The sequence below is a fragment of the Stagnihabitans tardus genome (genome assembly GCF_009925085.1).
Classification (GTDB): Bacteria; Pseudomonadota; Alphaproteobacteria; order Rhodobacterales; family Rhodobacteraceae; genus Stagnihabitans; species Stagnihabitans tardus.
On record NZ_JAABNR010000004.1, the window covers coordinates 67,684 to 86,828 of the forward strand.

Annotated in this window: 18 protein-coding genes; 7 read left to right on the top strand and 11 right to left on the bottom strand. The window is 69.2% G+C overall.

Going from position 1 to position 19,145, the window contains the following annotated elements; genetic code table 11:
* Nucleotides 1-294 precede the first annotated feature (294 nt).
* Nucleotides 295-1,083 carry an inositol monophosphatase family protein gene (locus tag GV832_RS05230; RefSeq protein WP_168773783.1) on the bottom strand — a complete coding sequence of 263 codons (789 nt, stop codon included), beginning with the start codon at nt 1,081-1,083 and terminating at the stop codon, nt 295-297.
* A 258-nt stretch (nt 1,084-1,341) separates the two neighbouring features.
* Between GV832_RS05230 and GV832_RS05235 the strand changes: the two genes are divergently transcribed.
* From GV832_RS05235 to GV832_RS05250, 4 genes are all read left to right on the top strand, one after another.
* Nucleotides 1,342-1,656, top strand: coding sequence for a hypothetical protein (locus GV832_RS05235; RefSeq protein ID WP_168773784.1), 315 nt, complete (start codon nt 1,342-1,344; stop codon nt 1,654-1,656).
* A gap of 195 nt (nt 1,657-1,851) precedes the next feature.
* On the top strand, nt 1,852-2,565 hold the full coding sequence (locus GV832_RS05240) for an energy-coupling factor ABC transporter ATP-binding protein (protein ID WP_168773785.1): 714 nt from the start codon (nt 1,852-1,854) through the stop codon (nt 2,563-2,565).
* Nucleotides 2,546-3,136, top strand: a complete 591-nt coding sequence (locus GV832_RS05245; RefSeq protein ID WP_168773786.1) for an energy-coupling factor transporter transmembrane component T — start codon at nt 2,546-2,548, stop codon at nt 3,134-3,136. Before GV832_RS05240 ends, GV832_RS05245 begins: the two co-directional genes overlap by 20 nt.
* Nucleotides 3,137-3,163: 27 nt before the next feature.
* Nucleotides 3,164-3,727, top strand: coding sequence for a biotin transporter BioY (locus tag GV832_RS05250; RefSeq protein ID WP_168773787.1), 564 nt, complete (start codon nt 3,164-3,166; stop codon nt 3,725-3,727).
* Here GV832_RS05250 and GV832_RS05255 read toward each other — a convergent pair.
* Genes GV832_RS05255 through aroQ form a run of 3 tightly spaced genes read right to left on the bottom strand, consistent with a single transcriptional unit; the run spans nt 3,718 to nt 6,277 of the window.
* The gene (locus GV832_RS05255; RefSeq protein WP_168773788.1) at nt 3,718-4,755 is read right to left on the bottom strand and encodes a thiolase family protein; all 1,038 of its coding nucleotides are present in this window, start codon (nt 4,753-4,755) and stop codon (nt 3,718-3,720) included. The genes GV832_RS05250 and GV832_RS05255 overlap by 10 nt on opposite strands.
* Nucleotides 4,752-5,840, bottom strand: a complete 1,089-nt coding sequence (locus GV832_RS05260) for an AMP-binding protein (RefSeq protein ID WP_168773789.1) — start codon at nt 5,838-5,840, stop codon at nt 4,752-4,754. The genes GV832_RS05255 and GV832_RS05260 overlap by 4 nt, the downstream gene beginning before the upstream one ends.
* Nucleotides 5,837-6,277 (bottom strand): type II 3-dehydroquinate dehydratase, encoded by a 441-nt coding sequence (gene aroQ / locus GV832_RS05265; protein ID WP_168773790.1) that lies wholly within the window; start codon nt 6,275-6,277, stop codon nt 5,837-5,839. Before aroQ ends, GV832_RS05260 begins: the two co-directional genes overlap by 4 nt.
* 197 nt (nt 6,278-6,474) lie before the next feature.
* On the opposite strand from aroQ, the gene dnaE reads away from it, so the two are divergent.
* A complete protein-coding gene (gene dnaE, locus GV832_RS05270; RefSeq protein WP_168773791.1) occupies nt 6,475-9,906 on the top strand; it encodes a DNA polymerase III subunit alpha in 3,432 nt (1,143 codons plus the stop codon).
* A 122-nt stretch (nt 9,907-10,028) separates the two neighbouring features.
* On the opposite strand, the gene GV832_RS05275 is transcribed toward dnaE, so the two are convergent.
* The 7 genes from GV832_RS05275 to GV832_RS05305 all read right to left on the bottom strand — a co-directional run bounded on the left by GV832_RS05275 (nt 10,029) and on the right by GV832_RS05305 (nt 15,585).
* On the bottom strand, nt 10,029-10,610 hold the full coding sequence (locus tag GV832_RS05275; RefSeq protein ID WP_168773792.1) for a GNAT family N-acetyltransferase: 582 nt from the start codon (nt 10,608-10,610) through the stop codon (nt 10,029-10,031).
* Nucleotides 10,607-11,389 (bottom strand): molybdopterin guanine dinucleotide synthesis, encoded by a 783-nt coding sequence (locus GV832_RS05280; RefSeq protein ID WP_168773793.1) that lies wholly within the window; start codon nt 11,387-11,389, stop codon nt 10,607-10,609. The genes GV832_RS05275 and GV832_RS05280 overlap by 4 nt, the downstream gene beginning before the upstream one ends.
* Nucleotides 11,386-11,946, bottom strand: a complete 561-nt coding sequence (gene mobA / locus GV832_RS05285) for a molybdenum cofactor guanylyltransferase MobA (protein ID WP_168773794.1) — start codon at nt 11,944-11,946, stop codon at nt 11,386-11,388. The genes GV832_RS05280 and mobA overlap by 4 nt, the downstream gene beginning before the upstream one ends.
* 5 nt (nt 11,947-11,951) lie before the next feature.
* On the bottom strand, nt 11,952-12,587 hold the full coding sequence (locus GV832_RS05290) for a hypothetical protein (RefSeq protein ID WP_168773795.1): 636 nt from the start codon (nt 12,585-12,587) through the stop codon (nt 11,952-11,954).
* 52 nt (nt 12,588-12,639) lie between these two features.
* Nucleotides 12,640-12,774, bottom strand: a complete 135-nt coding sequence (locus tag GV832_RS05295; protein WP_168773796.1) for an aa3-type cytochrome c oxidase subunit IV — start codon at nt 12,772-12,774, stop codon at nt 12,640-12,642.
* A gap of 144 nt (nt 12,775-12,918) precedes the next feature.
* A complete protein-coding gene (locus tag GV832_RS05300) occupies nt 12,919-13,908 on the bottom strand; it encodes an MBL fold metallo-hydrolase (protein WP_168773797.1) in 990 nt (329 codons plus the stop codon).
* A 36-nt stretch (nt 13,909-13,944) separates the two neighbouring features.
* Nucleotides 13,945-15,585: an acyl-CoA dehydrogenase family protein gene (locus GV832_RS05305; protein WP_168773798.1), complete on the bottom strand. Its 1,641-nt coding sequence runs from the start codon at nt 15,583-15,585 to the stop codon at nt 13,945-13,947.
* Between the two features lie 78 nt (nt 15,586-15,663).
* Here GV832_RS05305 and GV832_RS05310 point away from each other — a divergent pair, with 78 nt between their 5' ends.
* Together GV832_RS05310 and GV832_RS05315 are read left to right on the top strand one after the other, a co-directional pair.
* Nucleotides 15,664-16,620, top strand: coding sequence for an L-threonylcarbamoyladenylate synthase (locus GV832_RS05310; RefSeq protein WP_168773799.1), 957 nt, complete (start codon nt 15,664-15,666; stop codon nt 16,618-16,620).
* A 458-nt stretch (nt 16,621-17,078) separates the two neighbouring features.
* Nucleotides 17,079-19,070: a hydantoinase/oxoprolinase N-terminal domain-containing protein gene (locus tag GV832_RS05315; RefSeq protein WP_168773800.1), complete on the top strand. Its 1,992-nt coding sequence runs from the start codon at nt 17,079-17,081 to the stop codon at nt 19,068-19,070.
* Nucleotides 19,071-19,145: the final 75 nt, after the last annotated feature.

Consider the following 19,145-nt stretch of genomic DNA (forward strand, 5'->3'; position numbering starts at 1 on the left):
ACTGCGGGAGGGCCCTGCCGACTGCAGGGTTGCGCTCTTTCCGGAAACTTGGGCTCCGCCGACTGTGGTGGCGGTCCCTTGGCCCCTTGCGCCTGGGAGGAGGCCCCAAGCCTGGGCAAAAGGGCAGCGCGGCATGGGCCTGGGGCGCAGGTTCCAAATCTCGAGCCGGTTGGGGCTTCAGCCCCAGAGGCGAGGCAAAGGAATGCGGCGCAGCCGCTCCTTTGGTTCCCCGTGCCACCAAAGCAAAGCGCCGGCCCCTTGCGGAACCGGCGCGCTTCTGACCTGCCAATGGCCTCAGTCGTTGCGGATCACCTTGGCGAAGCTGTCGAAGATCTCGCCATTGGCGCACAGCACGGACCCATGTTCGAAAGGCGCCATGCCCTCGCGGATGCTCTCGACGAAACCACCGGCTTCCTTGACCAGCAAGAGCCCCGCCGCCATGTCCCAGATCTTCAGCTCGCGCTCCCAGAAGCCGTCGAAACGCCCCGCCGCGACATAGGCCAGGTCCAGCGCCGCCGCGCCCCATTCGCGCACCCCCGCCACCTGCGGCATCAGCCGGGCGAAATCGGCGATCGTGCCGGGCAGGGTGCGCTTGGAGATCGCGGGCACCGAGGTCGCAAACACCGCCTCGGCCATCGACTTGCGCCCCGAGACCCGCAGGCGCCGGTCGTTCATCCAGGCGCCCGAGCCCTTTTCGGCCCAGAACATCTCGTCCTTGGCCGCGTCGAAGATGACGCCCGCGACGATCTCGCCCTTGTGCTCGAGCGCGATGGAAATCGCCCAATGCGGCAGGCCGTGCAGGAAGTTCGTCGTCCCGTCCAGCGGATCGACGATCCAGCGCCGCGTCGGGTCCGTGCCCTCGACGGGCGCCGATTCCTCGCCCACCCAGCCGTAATTCGGCCGCGCCTCCATCAGGTCCTCGCGGATGATCCGCTCCGCCTCGCGGTCGGCCTTGGAGACGAATTCCCCCGGCCCCTTGGTCGAGACCTGGAGGTTCTCGACCTCGCGGAAATCCTTGACCAGCGAGCGGCCTGCCTTTCGGGCGGCCTTGATCATCAGGTTGATATTGGCGCTGCCTTGCATCGGGCACCTTTTTGATTGGGCATCTCGTGGAACGATGGGGCCATACAGGGGAATGGGCAGAAAGGAAAGGGGGCAGGGCAAGAAGCTGCGGAGGCGGTAAACCGCTTGGCCCGCGCAAGGGTTGTGCCGAAAAAGCCGCCACCCCTTTCCTGGCGCCCGGTCGACGCGCGGGTCGGTTGGCGATTGGTGCGATTATGGAAAAACTGTGGCGCCATTTGGGCGGATTGGCGGCGGGCGTCTTGCGGCCTAGGGTGAGCCATGGCCGAGCCCGCGCTTCAGGATTTCACGGAACTGACCAGCCTTTGGGCCAGGGTCTCGCGGCGCAGCCATGCAAGGGCCGAGGTCGAGCCGCAGATCTTCAACCAGCTTGCCGTAGCCCTGGCCGGGCGCCTGCCCCAGGGCCCCGCCCCGGCCCTTGTCGAACTCCATGCCCTGGCCGCTGCCATCGCGGACAGGGGCTTCCTGGCCGAGGGCGCCCGCGCGCCGATCACCGGTCACCAGCCCTTTGACCGGGTTGCCCTGACGGCCGAGAGCTTCCAGCGCCTGGCCGAGGCCTGCGCCTGCGCGATGTGAGGTGGGGCACCCGAATCTTCACGAGAACTCGGGCCTCCTCCAAACCGGTTCGCCGCGGGGACTCTGCGCCCGCGCCAGATCGGAGTCTCGCCGGAAATCCGCCCCCCTCCCCGGCGTTTTCTGCGAAAGTTTGCCGCCCCCGCCCCGCCCCCTCTCCCTTTGACCCCGGGCCCTTTTCCCGTTAACCCGGGGCCCATGGAAAGCGGCATCCACCTGCAAGACGTCAGCCTGACCCTCCAGGGCAAGCCGGTCCTGGCCGGGATCACCCTGCATCTGACCGAGCCGCGGATCGGGCTCATTGGCCGCAACGGATCGGGCAAGACCTCGCTTTTGCGGCTGATCGCGGGGCTTGTGGCGCCGACCTCCGGCAGCCTCAGGGTCGAGGGCGCCAGGCCCTCCGACCGCAAGGCCATGCTTGGGGCCCTGGGCATCCTGTTCCAGAACCCCGACCACCAGATCCTTTTCCCCACCGTGATCGAGGAACTGGCTTTCGGCCTGATCCAGCAGGGCATCCCGAAACCCCAGGCCCTGACCCGCGCCCGTGCCGCCCTTGCCGCCGAGGGCCGGGCGCATTGGGAGAACGCGCCCACCCACAGCCTCTCGCAAGGCCAGCGGCAGTATCTTTGCCTCCTCTCGGTCCTCTTGATGCAGCCGCGCTGGCTCCTCCTGGACGAGCCCTTCGCGGCGCTGGACCTGCCCACCCAGGCGCGCCTGCGCCGCAGGCTCGACGCCCTGCCGCAGCGGCTGGTCACCATCTCCCATGCGCCCGAGGCGGTTCAGGCCTGCCAGCGGGTCCTGTGGCTCGAGGAGGGCAGGCTGCGGGCCGATGGGGCGCCCGACCAGGTCCTGCCGGAATTCGGCGCCGAGATGGCGCGCCGGGGGGCGGTCGATGCTGACACTGACCTCTAGCCGCCAGACCTGGGCGCATGACTGGCCTGCCGGGGTCAAGCTCGGGCTTCTCGTCCTCTTCACATTGATCCTCTTTGCCCTGCCGGGAGTGACCCTGACCGCCCTTGGCCTGGCCTTGCCCCTGGCCCTGGCGACAGCCCTGGGGCTGGTCGGCGACTGGCTCAGGCTCTTGCGGCCGCTTTTGTGGGTGGGCGCAGTCATCCTGGCCTGGCACGGCTTCCGGGGAACGCCGGAGCCCGGTGTCATTGCCGTCCTGCGGATGGTCGCGGCGCTTGGTGCGGCCAACCTCGTGACGATGACGACCCGGCTTTCCGACATGCAGGCGGTCTTCCTCTGGCTGGCCCGGCCGCTTTCCCCCCTGGTTCCGCCCGCAAGGCTGGCCCTTGCCATGGCGCTGATGATCCGCTTCCTCCCCGTCCTGTCGCTGCGGGCCGAGCAATTGTCCCAGGCCTGGGCCGCCCGCTCGCGCCGCCGCATCGGCTGGGCGCTGGTCTTTGCCGTGACCCTTGCGGCGCTGGACGATGCCGAACATGTCGCAGAGGCCTTGCGCGCGAGGGGCGGGGTCGGCTAAGCCAGCGACGGCAAACAGGAGAGCCCCATGGAACGCAGCCTCGCCCGCATCGCCCTTTTTGCCGCCCTGATCGCGGCCCTGGGCTTTGTTCCCAAGATCGACATGGGCTTCGGTGTCCCGATCACCGCGCAAACCCTGGGCGTGATGCTTTGCGGCACGGTGCTTGGCGCGCGCAGCGGGGCGCTGGCCGTCCTTCTCTTCATGGCCCTGGCGCTTCTGGGCCTGCCGATCCTGGCCGGGGGCCGCAATGGCTTTGCCGCCCTCGCCTCGCCCTCGGTGGGCTTTTTCCTGGGCTTTCCCGTCGCGGCCTTCGTCACCGGCTGGCTGATGACCTGGAGCAAGCAGGTCTCGACCGTCGCGACCTTCAACGCCGCCGTCTTTGGCGGGATCGTCACGCTCTATCTCTTCGGCATCCCGGGGATCGCGGCCAAGGCGGGCCTGTCGCTGACCGAGGCCTTCTGGTCGGCCATGGTCTTCGTGCCGGGTGACGTGATCAAGGCGGCGGTGGCGGCCCTGGTGACCACGGCGCTGGCCCGCGCGCGTCCGGGCCTGGTGGCGGGCGCGAAAGAGCCTGCTTCCGCTCAGTTCTGAAACAGCAGCGCCGTCCCAAGGCCCCCGGCCGCCGCGATGGCCGCAAGACCCAGGCCCTCCAGCCCGTGATAGAGGCTGACGGCCAGCACCGCGCCCGAGGCGCCGATCGGATGGCCGCGCGCCAAGGCGCCGCCCTGGGGGTTCACAAGGCCGGGGTCAAACCCGGCCTTTTCGATGGTCGCCATGGCCTGGGCCGCATAAGCCTCCATCAGCTCGATCCGGTCCAGCCGCTGCGGCCCCAGCGCCGCGATGGCCGCCAAGGGCGCCAGCCCCGGGTCTTCGGGCGCGGCGCCCAAGGTGACCCCGCCCACCAGCCGCACGGGACGCGGCCCGATGGGATCGCGTGAGACGACGACAAAGGCTGCTCCATCCGCCGAAACCGCCGCATTGGCCGCCGAGATCGGACCATGGATCGCCTTGGCCCGTGCCGCAAGCGCAGGCGTCAGGGCGCGGGTGAAGGCGTCGCGGTCAAGGCCCTCCATCGCCAACAGACCGCTTGGCGGGTGAGCCAGGGCCTTGGCATGGCTGGCCACCGCATAGGCGTCCAAGGTCTCCCGGCCATAGCCCATTTGTGCCGCCAGCCGCGCGGCAGCCTCGGCCATGTCAGGGTCCCGGGAAGGGAAGGGCGAGAAGGCGGGGCGGTCATATTCCACCCCCCCGGGCCGCGTCAGGCGATGGGGCCGGCGGGAGTGGCTCTCGGCCCCGCCCGCCACCACGATCCGGGCGCCGGCGCGCACCAGGGCATCGGCCAGGAGGATCGCATCCAGCCCGCCCACGCATTGCCGGTCGATGGAAAGGCCGCCCACCCGCTCGGGCAGGCCAGCGGCCAGGGAGGCCATCCGCGCCGGATTGCCGCCGCCGCCCAGGGCATTGGACAGGATCAACTCGTCGACCTCTGCCGCGGCGATGCCCGCATCCTCCAGCGCCGCGCGGATCACCGGGGCGGCCAGTTCGTGCGGCAAGAGCCCCGCCAGCGCCCCGCCAGAGGGCGCAACCGGGCTGCGGCGGGCGGCGATGATCCAGCTCATAGCGCCCCCAGATCCGTCTTGCCGGAGGGCAGCAGCGGCCAGGTGGCGGGCCTGCGGATCTCGCGCGGGGCTTTCAGAGGGCCAAAGGCCTGGCGCAGCGCCGTCAAAAGCGCGGCGTCGCTGGGCTCGGCCACGACATGGGCCACCAGCCGCGCGCCCCGCAAGGGATCGGGCAGGGGCGTGACCGCCGCGCGGGAGACGCCGGGCAGGGCCTGAAGGAAGGCCTCGATCTCTTCGGGATAGACCGCCTGGTCGGCCACCTTGACCATGCGCGACATGCGGCCTTGCAGGTAAAGGAAGCCGTCGCGCATCTGGCCCCGCTCGCCCAGGGCCAGCCAGTCGCCGTGCCAGCGCGCGGGGCCGGGATCAGAGGCATAGGCCGTAAAGAGATAGCGGCTTTTGACCCAGATCTCGCCGTCTTCGATGCGCAACGAGACCCCGGGATAGGGTCGCCCCACCGAGTCTTCGGGCGTCTGGGCATCCGACAGCGTGATGAAGGAGGCCTCGGAGGCGCCGTAGAACTCGTGGAGGACGCAGGCAGGAGCCCTCTCGCGCCAGCGCGCCCGCAAGCCCGGGTCCAGTTTCGACCCGCCCACGAGCAGGGTCCGCAGGCCAAGCTCCGGCCCCGGCGCCTCGAGGATCAGCCGCAACTGGGCGGGCGTGGCGTAAAGCAGGTCGATCCCGGCCAGCGCCGCCCCCTGCGCCCGGGGGGACAGATGCGACAGGACATGCAGCGCGGCCCCGAGGTGCAGGCTCTCCAGCGCGCCATAAAGCGCCAGCGAATGGACAAGCCGCCCCAGGATCGCGGTCCTGACCCCCGGTCCGATGCCAAAGAGCCCGGCATTGACGGCGAAGGAGGCGTGCCAGCTCTCGGCCGTGCGGCGGATGCGGCGGGGGGCGCCGGAAGTGCCACCGGTCAGGGTCTCGAACCCGATGGGCGCGCCCTCACCGCCGATGCGGAAATCCTCGGCGCCGATATGGCAGAGTGACTGCGGCTCATCGGGCAGGGCTCCGGCGATGGACCCAAGGGGGCGCAGTTCCGCCCCCGCAAAGAGCCTGGCCTGCTTGTGCCAGCGAAAGCTCACTTGGCCGACAGGAGATGCGCCAGCCGGTGCAGCGCCATGATATAGCCCTGCGTCCCGCAGCCCGCGATCACCCCATCGGCGCGGGAGGAGACGAAGGAATGATGCCGGAAGGTCTCGCGCTTGTGGATGTTCGAGATATGGACCTCGATCACCGGCCCATCGAAAGCATTCAGCGCATCGAGGATCGCCACGGAGGTATGCGAATAGGCCCCGGGGTTGATGATGATGGCCGAGCCCTCGACCCGCGCTTCCTGGATCAGGTCGACCAGGGCGCCTTCGTGGTTGGACTGGTGACAGCGCAGCTCATGCCCCAGGCTTTGCGCCAGCCGCGTGCAAAGCGCCTCGACATCGGCCAGGGTCTCGCGCCCATAGATCTCGGGCTGGCGCTGGCCAAGCAGGTTCAGGTTCGGGCCATTGAGGAGGAAGATCGGTTTCATGGGGTCAGCCTAGCCGCCCGCGCCAGGCGCAGCAAGCCCCGGGGTATACCCCGGGCTACGCGGCGGGGCGAGAGCGCTTCCCCCTGTCCCGGTCGCGCGCGGCGCGGGGCCCTGGTTGCCGCTTTGGTGGCGCTTGCGTAGCCCGGGGTATACCCCGGGGCTTTCCCCCGGCCCTCGCCAGCGCTAGGGTCGGACCCATGTCAGCCCCCCGATTCATCCATCTGCGCACCCATACCGAGCACTCCCTCCTGGAAGGCGCGGTTCCCGTCAAGAAACTGATCAAGATGGCCAAGGCGATGGACATGCCCGCCATCGCCATCACCGACACCAATGCCATGTTCGCCGCGCTGGAGTTCAGCGTGACCGCCATGGGCGAGGGCGTGCAGCCCATCGTCGGCATCCAGATCTCGGTCGCCTGCGAGACCCCGGCGCCGGGCGAAAAGGCGCGGCCTCCGGCGCCCATGGTTCTCCTGGCCCAGAACGAGGCGGGGTATATGGGGCTCATGCGGCTCAACACCTGTCTTTACGTCGACAAGGGGGGGCAGTTGCCGCAGGTGACGCTGGAAGACCTTGAGGCCAATGCCACGGGCATCATCGCGCTGACCGGCGGGGCCGAGGGGCCCTTGGGGCAGCTGATCTGCGCGGGCCACATGCCCAAGGCGCGCGCCCTGGCCGAACGCCTGGGCCGCGCCTTTGGCGACCGGCTTTACATCGAGCTGCAACGACATCCGGGCGAGGGCGGGGCCCTGACCCAGGCCGAGGCGGGCTCCGAGGCCGGGTTGATCGCGCTGGCCTATGATCTTGGCCTGCCTCTGGTGGCGACCAACGATGTCTATTTCCCGAAGGCCGACATGTACGAGGCCCATGACGCGCTGATCTGCATTGCCGAGGGCGCCTACCTGGACCAGCCGCAGCCCCGCCGCCGTCTGACCCCGCAGCACTATTTCAAGTCCGAGGCCGAGATGGCGGCGCTTTTCGCCGACCTGCCCGAAGCCTTGGAGAACACCGTCGAAATCGCCCGCCGCTGCGCCTATGCCGCGTCCAAGCGCAAGCCGATCCTGCCGAAATTCGCCGATGACGAGGTGGAAGAACTGCGCCGCCAGGCCTGGGAGGGGCTTGCGGCCCGTCTGAAGGTCATTCCCCATGCCGCCCCGGTCGAGGTCTATGAAGAGCGCCTGCGCTTCGAGCTTGGCATCATCGAGAAGATGGGCTTTCCGGGTTACTTCCTCATCGTGGCCGATTTCATCAAATGGGCCAAGCAGAACAACATCCCGGTGGGGCCGGGGCGGGGCTCGGGGGCGGGCAGCCTTGTGGCCTATGTCCTGACCATCACCGACCTTGATCCCCTGCGCTACGCCCTTCTGTTCGAACGCTTCCTGAACCCCGAACGGGTCTCGATGCCCGACTTCGACATCGACTTCTGCATGGACCGCCGCGAAGAGGTGATCCGCTATGTCCAGGAGAAATACGGTCGCGACAAGGTGGCGCAGATCATCACCTTCGGCGCCCTGCTCTCCAAGGCCGCCGTGCGCGATGTGGGCCGGGTCTTGCAGATGTCTTACGGCCAGGTCGATCGCCTGTCGAAGATGATCCCGCTGGAGGGGGTGAAGCCCGTCTCTATCACCAAGGCGCTCGCCGATGAGCCGCGCCTGCGCGAGGCGGCGAAGGAAGAGATCGTGGGGCGGCTTCTGAACTATGCCGAGCAGATCGAGGGGCTTTACCGCAATGCCTCGACCCATGCCGCGGGCGTGGTGATCGGCGACCGGCCGCTGGATCAGCTGGTGCCTCTGTATCAGGACCCGCGCTCGGACATGCCCGCCACCCAGTTCAACATGAAATGGGTGGAGGCGGCGGGCCTGGTGAAGTTCGACTTCCTCGGGCTCAAGACCCTGACGGTGATCCAGAACGCGCTGGACCTGTTGCGGCTGCGCGGGGTCGAGGTGGATATCAGCCTGATTCCCCTGGACGACAAGCCGACCTATGAGCTTTACGCCTCGGCCAAGACGGTGGCGGTCTTCCAGGTCGAATCCACCGGCATGATGGATGCGCTGCGGCGCATGAAGCCCACCTGCATCGAAGATATCGTGGCGCTGGTGGCCCTGTATCGCCCCGGCCCCATGGAGAATATCCCGGTCTATTGCGAGGTGAAGAACGGGCTGCGGGACCTCGAGTCCTTGCATCCGACCATCGACCCGATCCTGAAAGAGACCCAAGGCATCATCGTCTACCAGGAACAGGTGATGCAGATCGCCCAGGTCATGGCGGGCTATTCCTTGGGCGGCGCCGACCTCTTGCGCCGGGCCATGGGCAAGAAGATCGCCGAGGAAATGGCGAAGGAGCGGCCCAAGTTCATCGAAGGGGCGGCCAAGACCCATGGCATCGATGTCAAGAAGGCGGGCGAAGTCTTTGACCTGCTGGAGAAATTCGCCAACTATGGTTTCAACAAGAGCCATGCGGCGGCCTATGCGGTGGTGTCTTACCAGACCGCTTACCTGAAGGCCAATTACCCGGTCGAGTTCATGGCGGCCGTCATGAACTGCGATATCCATCTGACCGACAAGCTCGCCGTCTACAAGCGCGAGGTCGACAAGCTGGGGATCAAGACGGTGGCGCCTTCGGTCAATGCCTCGCTGGCCAAGTTCACGGTCCGGGACGGTCAGGTCGTCTATGCTTTGGGCGCCTTGAAGAACGTGGGCGTCGAGGCGATGGAGATGATCGTCACCGCGCGCGGGAACAAGCCCTTTGCGACGCTTTACGACTTTGCGCGGCGGGTGGATCTGAAACGGGTGGGCAAGCGGCCCCTGGAGATGCTGGCGCGGGCCGGGGCCTTTGACGCGCTGGACCCCAACCGGGCGCGGGTCTTCGAGAGCCTCGATGCGCTGGTGGCCTATTCGGCGGCGGTGCATGAGGCGAGCGCGTCCAACCAGGTCTCGCTGTTCGGCGAGGCGGGCTCGGATATCCCCGAGCCGCGGCTGATGGGGCGCGATGACTGGCAACCCATCGAGCGCCTGGGCCATGAACACCAGGCGGTGGGCTTCTATCTCTCGGGCCATCCGCTGGACGATTACATGCCGGCGCTGCGGCGCAAGCAGGTCAAGACCCTGACCGAGATCACGCGGGAGGCCGAGCGCGGCCCCATGGTGGCCAAGATCGCGGGCTCGGTCAGTGCCAAGCAGGAACGCAAATCGGCGCGGGGCAACCGCTTTGCCTTCGTGTCCCTGTCCGATCCCACGGGGCTTTACGAGGTGACGGTGTTTTCGGACACTCTGGAGGCCGCGCGGGACAACCTGGAGCCGGGTCGCAATGTCGTCCTGACCGTCGAGGCGACGCTGGAGGGGGAGACCCTGAAGCTGTTGTGTCGCGGCGCGGAGCCGGTGGAGCGGGTGGCGGAGGCCGCAGGCGCCCAGGCGATCCGGGTGCATCTGAACCAGGTGGAGGCGGTGGGCTCGCTGGCCAGCCTCCTGGCCAAGGTCGAGGGGCGGTCCAAGGCCTCGGTGACGCTGTGTGTTCCCGGGCCCGAGGGGGACGAGGTCGATGTGGTCCTGCCGGGGCAATTCCCGGTGACGCCGCAGATCAAGGGGGCGATCAAGGCGATGCAGGGTGTCGTCATGGTGGAAGACCTGAATTAAGCGGAGCTTCGCAAGATTTTGCCTCGCCTCTGGCCTGCGGCCAACCGGCTTCAGGTTTTGGTCTTGCCTCTGGCCTTCCGCCAACCGGCTTCAGGTTAGGGGTCTCGCCCCTGGCCTCGGGCCTAAAGCTGCCGCACCATGGTGACGGCGGCGGAGAAGCCGAAGAAGGGGCGCAGGAGGCCGATGCCCTGGGTCTTGGTCTCGGCATAGCCGAGGCGGGTGTAAAGCGCGCGGGCGCGGGTGTTTTCCGTGATCACATCCAGCCTTACGCCGGGATAGCCGCGCAGGCGCGCCTCGGCGGCGATGGCGCCCATCAGCGCGCCGCCGAGGCCCTGGCTGCGGTGGCCCTCGGCCACGCAGAGCCCGTCGAGCAGGAAATTGACATTGTCGACCTCGGAGGAAAGGTGGCGCATCAGGGCGCCGCGCCAGGCGCCGCCCCATTTGCCGTAGATGGCGACCAGGTCGGCGGGCTCGCCCACGGCGAAGCTGCCCTGGGGGGTGCGGAAGCCTGCCAGGCCCAGAAGCCGGTCGCCGTCGATCGCCACGATGACATGGTCCTCGCGGATCACCCGTTCCAGGTAGGCCAGCGCCCGGCGCTCGGGCCCCATGACGCGGCCAAGCTTGGCCCCGAAGGCCTGCCAGTAAAGCGCCGCCGCCTGGGGGCGGAGCGCGGAGGGCAGGCCCAGTTGCAGATGGGCGCTCATGGGCGCCCCGGGGTCAGAATCCAGCCCTCGGCATCCGAGGGCGCTGACGGAAGCGCACCCATGGCCCAGAGCGCCCTTGCCAGAAGCTTCACCTGGGCGCGGTCGGGGATCGGGTCGGCCTCGGCGCGCACCTTTGGGGCCAGGACCGAGGGCCAGACCTCGGCCAGGACCACGCGGCCCGTGGCGTCCCAGGGCCAGGCGGTGACGCCGGGCAACTGGGAGAGGCGGTGGATCACGGGCAGGCCCATCAGGGCCTGGGAGCCGACGGAGCCAGCGCCCAAGAGCTTCCAGAAGGGCTGGGTGCCGGGCCATTTCTTCTCGCAGGCGCGGTGCTCGTCCAGGCCCAGGGTCTTGTAATCGCAGAGCTTCCTTGTGGGGAGGCCCGCGATGTCCCAGGTCGCGGGGCGCCCCCAGAAGGCCGGGGCGCCGAGGGTCCGGTTCATCTCGGCCGCGACCTGAAAGCGGTTGTTGGCGTTCCTTGGCCCGTCGGTGATGCGCGCGGCCAGCCAGGCCCAAAGCGCGGGCGCCGTTTCCGTGCCCGTCAGGCGATGGGCGAGGCCGAGGGGGGCGCCGAAGGGGAAGTCAAAGCCGATGAGGTCGCGGCGCCCCTCGGCCACAAGCGCCTGCAACCGGGTCTCGGCGCTGGCGCGGGTGGAGTGGAACTCTTGCGCCTCGGTCTTGCCATCGGTCACGCCGATCCAGACCGCATCCTTGCGCGGGGTGGGGTGGGGGCGGCTGGCCGCCGACCAATCCACCACGATGACGCGGTCGAAGGTCATAGCAGCGCGCCCAAGGGCCCGAGGTCCTCGGGCCGGTTGGCATTGGCAAAGCTGCCCTCGGGCCAGCGCGCCAGGCCCGCGTCCGAAGCGAAATCGCGCAGGCGAGGCTTGGCGCCCGAGGCGAGGAAGGCGGCCAGGGCCTCGGTCCGGGAGACGGGCCAGAGGCCCCAGGTCGGGTGCAGCTCCTCCGTCGTGGCCAGGGCGCCGTTGTGGCCCTCGGACGCCAGGCACAGGCGCGGGACGAGGTCGCCCGGGAAGATCGGCCCGTCGCAGGGCGCGCTGACCAGGGCGGTGAAGCCCTGCGACCGGGCCCAGATCAGCCCGGCGAGGATGCCGGAGAGCGGACCCATCGGCGCATCGTCAGGCAGGACCGGCAGGCCGAAAGCCGCAAAGCGCGCGGGGTCGCCATTGGCCGAAATGGCCAGCGCCCCGACCTGGGGGTCGAGGCGCGCAATCACATGGGCGATCATCGGCAGCCCCGCAAGGGTCACCAGGGCCTTGTCGCGGCCCATCCTGCGGCTTTCCCCCCCCGCCAGGATGAGGCCCGCGATCCGCATGGGGCTCAGGAGCCGACCCGGGCCCAGGTCTGCGCCAGGATGCCGGTGCCCGTGGCCACCGGGATCTGACGCACGCGGCCCCCGGTCTCGGCATGGATCGTCTCGGAGACGCCGGGCACCTCGGCAAAGCTGCGCGAGAGGGCCTTGGGGAACATCGTGGACTTGACCGCTTCGAAGCCCGGGACATCGCGCAGCACGCTGGCGATGGAATTGGCGCAGAAGGCCTTGCCGGCCGAGCCCTCGCGGACCGCCGCCGCGATGACGGCATCGGCGACCTCGACGGGGACCTCGACGGTCTGGACCACGGCGCGGAACATCTCGCCGCTTTGATAGGTCATGTAAGAGGCCAGGGCCGCGTCGTTCATGCCGTAATGCAGGTCTTCCCGTTCGGGCGCCCAGGGGGCGGGCAGGGTCCAGGACCCGGCCGGGTCATAAAGCACCCGCTCGCTGCCCGAGATCAAGAGGCCGGAATGCGCGCCCTCGCCCGAGCGGTTGTTGACCGAGGTGATCAGCGTCACGGTCGCGGGCGGGGCTGCGACATGGCGGGCGGCCGCGACCTCGGCATCGCTGGCCCATTTGTGATCGGCCGTGCAGGCGGAGACCAGGGCCACGAAGGCCAGGAGCATCAGGCGGCGCAACATCGCGGAACCTTCGGAGAGGGGAAAGGACAGGCCCCGGGCGGGGCCGCGAGGCTCAGGCGTTGGCCAGGGCCATCACGATCAGGGTCAGGGTCACGGCGACACAACCCCAGATGATCATCTTGATGAAGCCCGCAAAGGTCTTTTCCTGTGCGCGGATGTCCATCTTGCCCGGAACGTGGTCGCTCATCTCTCGGTCCTTCCCTTGGTTCTGGCGCTTTCCGCCTTCGGATTGGCTCTAGCCGATAAGGTGCGGCCTGTCACGGGGGTCTGTTCACTTCGGCGCCTCGGCATGGGCAGAAGTAACGCGCCGATGCGACAGGCATATGTCGGATCAGGCCGACCAGGCGAAGGCGCCATCCGGACCCAGGCGCCGCTGGGCACGGCCCAGGACGCGAAGGCGGTTCAGATGGGCCAGGGTCTCGGCCAGGGCCAGCCCGAACTCGCCCGGGGTGATCTCGCGCCGGTAAAGCGCGGGGAAGCAGCCAACGGCGGTGCGGGGGGTCGAAAGATGGGCGGCGAGGCGGTCGAGGCCCGCCTCGTGTTCCGCGATCAGGGCCTCGATCCGGGGGGCAAGGCCGTAAAACGGGCGCTGGTGGCCGGGCAGGATCAGCTGATCCCCCGCGAGCGGCGCGAACCGCTGAAGGGTGGAGAGGTATTCGCCCAGGGGGTCGGCCTCGGGCTCGGTCGGATAGACGCCGATATTGGGCGAGATCGAGGGCAGGACCTGGTCGCCCATGATCACCACATCGTCAGACCACAGCGTCACATGGTCGGGCGCATGGCCCTGGCCCAGCCGCACCTGCCAGCGCCGCCCGCCTGCCGTGATCCAGTCACCCTCCTCCAGCCTTGTGAAGCCCAGGGGCATGGGCGCCACGACATCGGAAAAGGCGAAACGGTCGCCGCGGGTGGAGGGATCGACCCCGGCGCGGGCCTGGAAGGTCAGGCTCTCGGGCGAGAGGTCGCGCTGGGTGTCCAGCGTGAGCATCCGGGCGTAAAGCCAGGCGGTGCGCGAGGTCAGAAGCTCGACCTCCTGGCCCTGGAACCAGCCGGCAAGGCCGATGTGGTCGGGGTGGTGATGGGTGGCGATGAGGCGCGTCACGGGCTTGCCGCCCAGGGTCACGGTCAGGATCCCCTGCCAATGCGCCCGCATCCGTTTCGAATCGATGCCCGTATCGACCAGGGTCCAGCCATGGGCGTCCTCCAGCGCATAGGCATTCACATGGTCCAGCGCCCAGGGGAGCGGCAGGCGCAGCCAGCGGATGCCGGGGGCGACCTCGACGGCGGCAAAGCCCTCGGGCGCATCGTAGGGATAGGTGATCATGGCAGGCTCCAGTTGGCCAGACGCTGCCACGTCCGGTCAGCCGGGGAAAGGGTCAAGATCGGCAGAGCCCACCCGCGCCTCGGCCAGGAAGGCCGCATGGCGGGGCAGAAGGCGGCCCGTGACAAAGCGCGCGAGGCCCGCGCGGGAGGGGTCCAGGGCCGCCGCCTGAAGGTGGTAATAGGCCCCCAGGACCTGGGCATAGGCGCGCAGATAGGCCGTGGCCGCTCCGGCCCGGTCCAGGGGGGATTGGGCCAGCAGGTGGTGGGTGGCGGCCTCCAGGGCCTCCAGCGCCGGGGTCAGCGCCGCATGGCCCGAGGCGCGCATCTCGGCGATGAGCGAGAGGGCCTCGGCGCCCTCGTCCATCATCTTGCGCCCCACGAGGTCGAGCGCCTGGATGCCGTTGGTGCCCTCGTAGATCAGCGTCACGCGGATATCGCGGGCCAGTTGCGCCGCGCCGGTCTCCTCGATGAAGCCCATGCCGCCATGGACCTGGATGCCCAGTTGCGCGACATGGTGGCCGGTTTCCGTGCCATAGGCCTTGGCGATGGGCGTCAGGAAGGCCGCGCGGGCGGGGCTGTCGCCGAGCTTGGCGCGGTCGATGGCCATGGCGCAGGCCAAGGCGATGGCGCGGGCCGAAAAGGTCTCGGCCCGCATCTCCGCCAGCATGCGGCGGACATCGGGGTGGCCGATGATCGTGGCGTCACCATAGGCCGTGCGGCCCTGGACCCGGGCGCGGGCCCAGTCCTCGGCCATCTGGCAGGCGGCCTCGGCCACCGAGACGCCCTGGACGCCGACCCCAAGCCGCGCGTTGTTCATCATGGTGAACATGGCGGCCATGCCCTTTCCGGGCTCACCGATCATCCAGCCCTTGGCGCCGTCAAAGGCCATGACAGCGGTGGGCGAGCCATGGAGGCCGAGCTTGTGCTCCAGCCGGACGACGCGCAGGGCATTGCGCGCGCCCAGGGAGCCGTCGGGGTTCGGGATCACCTTGGGCACCATGAAGAGCGAGATGCCCTTGGTCCCCGGAGCGGCATCGGGCAGGCGGGCGAGGACCAGGTGGCAGATGTTGCTCGCAAAGTCATTGTCGGCCCAGGTGATGAAGATCTTCTCACCCGTCACGGCATAGGTCCCGTCGCCCAGGGGCTCCGCCCTGGTCCGCAGCGCGCCCACATCCGAGCCCGCCTGGGCCTCGGTCAGGTTCATCGTGGCGGTCCAGTCGCCCGAGATGAGCCTGGGGATATACAGGCCCTGGATCTCGGGGCTGGCGTGATGCTCCAGCGCCTCGATTTGTCCTTGCGTCATCAGGGGATTGAGCTGCAAGGCCAGGCAGGCCGAGCCGGTGAATTCGTTGACCGCAGTGGCCAGGGTCATCGGCAGGCCCATGCCACCATGGACGGGGTCGGCGGCAATCCCGATCCAGCCGCCCTGGGCCAGGGCCCGGAAGCCCTCGGCAAAACCGGGCGAGGTGCGGACCACGCCGTTCTCCAGCCGGGCAGGATGCAGGTCGCCCGCACGGTTCAGGGGCGCGAGGATCTCTTCGGAGAGCCGCGCGGCCTCGGTCAGGACGGCCTCGGCGGTCTCGGCCGTGGCCTCGGCAAAGCGCCCTTTTGCGAGCTCGCCAAAGCCCAGCATCTGCATCAAGAGCCGGTGGTCCTCCAAAGGCGCTCGATATCCCATGCTTCCAATCCCCCTCATGGCGCGGTAATCCCATCAGCCATAGGACCGATCCCGCCCACAAGGAAGACGCTGCGTCAGATGAATGCGACCCGAACCCTGCGACCAGATGCCCCGGGGATCGCCGAGGCGGCCCGGCTTCTGGCCGAGGGTCAGCTGGTGGCCTTCCCGACCGAGACGGTCTATGGGCTCGGGGCGGATGCGACCAATGACCTGGCCGTGGCGGGGATCTTCGCCGCCAAGGGACGCCCGCGCTTCAACCCCTTGATCGCGCATGTCTCCTCGCTGGAGATGGCCGAAGAGATCGCCCGTTTCGACGCCCGCGCCCTGGCCCTGGCGCGGGAATTCTGGCCCGGCCCCCTGACGCTGGTCCTGCCGACTGTGGGGCGGGTCTCTCCCCTGGTGACCGCAGACCTGCCGACTGTGGCCTTGCGCTTTCCCGCTCATCCCACGGCCCGGGCGCTGATCGCGGCGCTCGGGCGTCCGGTGGCCGCGCCCTCGGCCAATCCCTCGGGCAAGGTCTCGCCCACGCGGGCCGCGCATGTTCTGGCGGGGCTTTCGGGGCGGATCGCGGCGGTGATCGACGACGGGGCCTGCGCCGTGGGGGTTGAAAGCACGATCCTGGGGGTCTTCGAAGAGATCACCCTCCTGCGCCCCGGTGGGCTGGCGGTCGAGGCGATCGAGGCCCTGGTGGGCCCCCTCGCCCGCCCGAAAAAGACCACGCTGCCCAATGCGCCGGGCCAGCTGGAGAGCCACTATGCCCCCGAGGCGCCGATCACGCTGAACGCCACGACCCCGGGCGCCGTCCATATCGGCTTCGGCCCGGAGACGCGCCCTGACATGCCCCCCGGCGAGGTCACCCTCAACCTCTCCCCCAGGGCCGACCTGACCGAGGCCGCCGCCAACCTCTTTCACTTCCTGCGCGAGGCCGACCGCCTGGCCCAGGGTCGCCCGATCACCGTGGCCCCGATCCCCGATCAGGGTCTCGGCCGCGCCATCAACGACCGCCTGGCCCGCGCCGCCGCGCCTCGACCCTAGGCCCCGGGGTATACCCCGGGCTACGGGGCCGCGCCGAACCCCGGGACGGGTGACCCGCAACCGCGCCAGCAATCCTGCCAAAAGGTGCAGCCTCTTCCGCCCGTCCATTCACCCCGCTCAAGGCCCAGCAAGCCTCACCCGCAGAAGCGCGCCCCTTCTTCCCCTTTCACCTTGGCCCAAATACTCCACGGGAGGGTCCGGGAGGGTGTGAAACCCTCCCGGGCTTTCCGCCAAAGTCCCCCTCTCCGCCCCAGCCCCCTTTTCGCTTTCACATTGGTCCAAATATCCCACGGGAGGGTCCGGGAGGGTGTGAAACCCTCCCGGGCTTGCCGCAAGAGACCCGCCCGCCCAGGAAACCCTCCCCCTTGGCCCGCCCGCGCCGCAACTTGTCGCTTTCGACCTGTTCCCCCGCCCCCCTTCGCCCTAAAACTCCCCCCGAACCAGCGCATGGAGCAGTCATGGCCTATTTCCTCGGCGTCGATACCGGTGGCACCTATACCGATGCGGTGATCCTGGACGAGGAAGCCTCCAAGGTCCTGGGCAAGGCCAAGTCGCTGACCACGCGCCATGACCTGGCCGAGGGGATAGGCCTGGCCGTCGATGCGGCACTTGCCTCCGCCGGGATCGCGCCGGGCGAGGTCTCGATGGTCTCGCTCTCGACCACGCTGGCCACCAATGCGCTGGTGGAGGGGCAGGGGGGCCGGGTCGCGCTGATCTTCATCGGCTTCGATGCGGACGACCTTGGCCGATCCGGCCTGACCGAGGCCTTGAAGGGCGACCCGGTCCTGCAACTGGCAGGCGGCCATTCCCATGCGGGCACCGAGCTTGCGCCCCTGGACCTTGCCACGCTGGAGACCCAGGTCGCGGCCCTGGGCCCCGAGGTCATGGGCTTTGCCGTGGCCGCCCGTTTCGCCACCCGCAACACCGACCATGAGATCGCCGCCCGCGACCTGATCCGCCGTGTGACGGGCCGCCCCGTCACCTGCTCCCACGAACTTTCCGCCAAGCTGAACGGACCAAAGCGCGCCCTGACGGCGGTCTTGAACGCAAGGCTCATCGGGATGATCGACCGCCTCGTCTCGGCCTGCGAGCGGCATATCGCGAGCGCGGGCATCACCGCCCCCCTGATGGTCGTGCGCGGCGACGGCGCGCTGATCTCGGCCGCCCAGGTCCGCGAGCGGCCGATTGAGACCATCCTCTCCGGCCCCGCCGCCTCGATCGTCGGCGCCCGCTGGCTGACCCAGGCCCAGGATGCGCTGGTCTCGGACATCGGCGGCACGACGACCGATGTGGCGCTTTTGCGAAATGGCCTGCCCGAGATCGACCCCGAGGGCGCCCGTGTTGGCGGCTTCCGCACCATGGTCGAGGCGGTGGCCATGCGCACCACGGGCCTTGGCGGCGATTCGGAGGTCCATCCGATCACCGAGGGCCTGCAGGCGGGGCTCCGCCTCGGCCCGCGCCGCCTGATCCCGGTGAGCCTCCTGGCCACGACCCATGGCGCCATGGTCCATGCCGCGCTGGACCGCTGGCTTTCCACCGACACGGCCGGAGAGTTCGACGGCCGCTTCGTCATCCCCATGTCGACCAGCACCGAGGGCCTCACCCCCCGCGAGGCCGCTGTGCTCTCCCGCATCACCCAGCCCATGCCCCAGGCCCAGGCGCTCTCGTCCAGGCTCGAGGCTGCGGCGATGGAGCGGCTGGTGGCGCGGGGGCTGGTGATGCTCTCGGGCGTGACGCCGTCGGATGCCAGCCACGTTTTGGGGCGGCTCGACGCCTGGGACGCCACGGCGGCGGAAAAGGCCTTGCGGCTTCTGGCGCGGCGCCGGGGCGGTTCGGGCGACCGGATCGCGGCGGATGGGGCGACGCTCGCGCAAGCGGTGATCGACCAACTGACCGCCCAGACCGTCGATTGCCTCTTGGAGGCCGCTTTCGGCGAAGATGGTCTGCCCGAGACGGCGGTGACCCATCCCCTCGCCCGTGCGGCGCTGAAAGGCCACAAGGGCGTCTTGGACCTGCGGCTCTCGCTCTCGGTGCCGGTCATCGGCCTTGGCGCCTCGGCCCCCAGCTATTACGGCGCGGTGGGGGATGTGCTGGGCTGCCCGATGATCCTGCCCGAACATGCGGGCGTCGCCAATGCCATCGGCGCGGTGGTGGGCCAGGTCTCCCAAAAGGCGCAAGGCATCGTGACCTCCCCCGGAGAGGGCCGCTTCGTCGCCCATCTGCCCTCGGGCCTGAGCGTCTTCCATGACCGCGACACGGCGCTGGACGCCTTGGAGACCGCCCTGCGCGCCGAGGCCGCCACCCGCGCTCGGGCCGCAGGGGCCGAAGACCTGCGCGTCACCGCCCAACGCGACATCCGCGAAGCCGTGGTCGAGGGGCATCCCATGTTCATCGAGGCCGCCATCACCGTCACCGCCTCGGGCCGGCCCCGCGTGGCGCATGGGGCCTGAAGCGGGGCATTGACAGAAAACCGCCTTGGCCTCAGCCTGACGTGATGCTGCCCCGGGTCCATCCCGGACGTATTC

Coding starts and splice junctions, on each gene's coding strand:
- GV832_RS05255 (WP_168773788.1), bottom strand. CDS start 4,755: ATGAGCTGGATCATCGCCGCCCGCCGCAGCCCGGTTGCGCCCTCTGGC.
- GV832_RS05230 (WP_168773783.1), bottom strand. CDS start 1,083: ATGCAAGGCAGCGCCAATATCAACCTGATGATCAAGGCCGCCCGAAAG.
- GV832_RS05295 (WP_168773796.1), bottom strand. CDS start 12,774: ATGAGCGACCACGTTCCGGGCAAGATGGACATCCGCGCACAGGAAAAG.
- GV832_RS05315 (WP_168773800.1), top strand. CDS start 17,079: ATGGCCTATTTCCTCGGCGTCGATACCGGTGGCACCTATACCGATGCG.
- GV832_RS05280 (WP_168773793.1), bottom strand. CDS start 11,389: ATGACCTTCGACCGCGTCATCGTGGTGGATTGGTCGGCGGCCAGCCGC.
- GV832_RS05235 (WP_168773784.1), top strand. CDS start 1,342: ATGGCCGAGCCCGCGCTTCAGGATTTCACGGAACTGACCAGCCTTTGG.
- GV832_RS05310 (WP_168773799.1), top strand. CDS start 15,664: ATGAATGCGACCCGAACCCTGCGACCAGATGCCCCGGGGATCGCCGAG.
- GV832_RS05290 (WP_168773795.1), bottom strand. CDS start 12,587: ATGTTGCGCCGCCTGATGCTCCTGGCCTTCGTGGCCCTGGTCTCCGCC.
- GV832_RS05305 (WP_168773798.1), bottom strand. CDS start 15,585: ATGGGATATCGAGCGCCTTTGGAGGACCACCGGCTCTTGATGCAGATG.
- mobA (WP_168773794.1), bottom strand. CDS start 11,946: ATGCGGATCGCGGGCCTCATCCTGGCGGGGGGGGAAAGCCGCAGGATG.
- dnaE (WP_168773791.1), top strand. CDS start 6,475: ATGTCAGCCCCCCGATTCATCCATCTGCGCACCCATACCGAGCACTCC.
- GV832_RS05245 (WP_168773786.1), top strand. CDS start 2,546: ATGCTGACACTGACCTCTAGCCGCCAGACCTGGGCGCATGACTGGCCT.
- GV832_RS05250 (WP_168773787.1), top strand. CDS start 3,164: ATGGAACGCAGCCTCGCCCGCATCGCCCTTTTTGCCGCCCTGATCGCG.
- GV832_RS05300 (WP_168773797.1), bottom strand. CDS start 13,908: ATGATCACCTATCCCTACGATGCGCCCGAGGGCTTTGCCGCCGTCGAG.
- GV832_RS05240 (WP_168773785.1), top strand. CDS start 1,852: ATGGAAAGCGGCATCCACCTGCAAGACGTCAGCCTGACCCTCCAGGGC.
- GV832_RS05275 (WP_168773792.1), bottom strand. CDS start 10,610: ATGAGCGCCCATCTGCAACTGGGCCTGCCCTCCGCGCTCCGCCCCCAG.
- aroQ (WP_168773790.1), bottom strand. CDS start 6,277: ATGAAACCGATCTTCCTCCTCAATGGCCCGAACCTGAACCTGCTTGGC.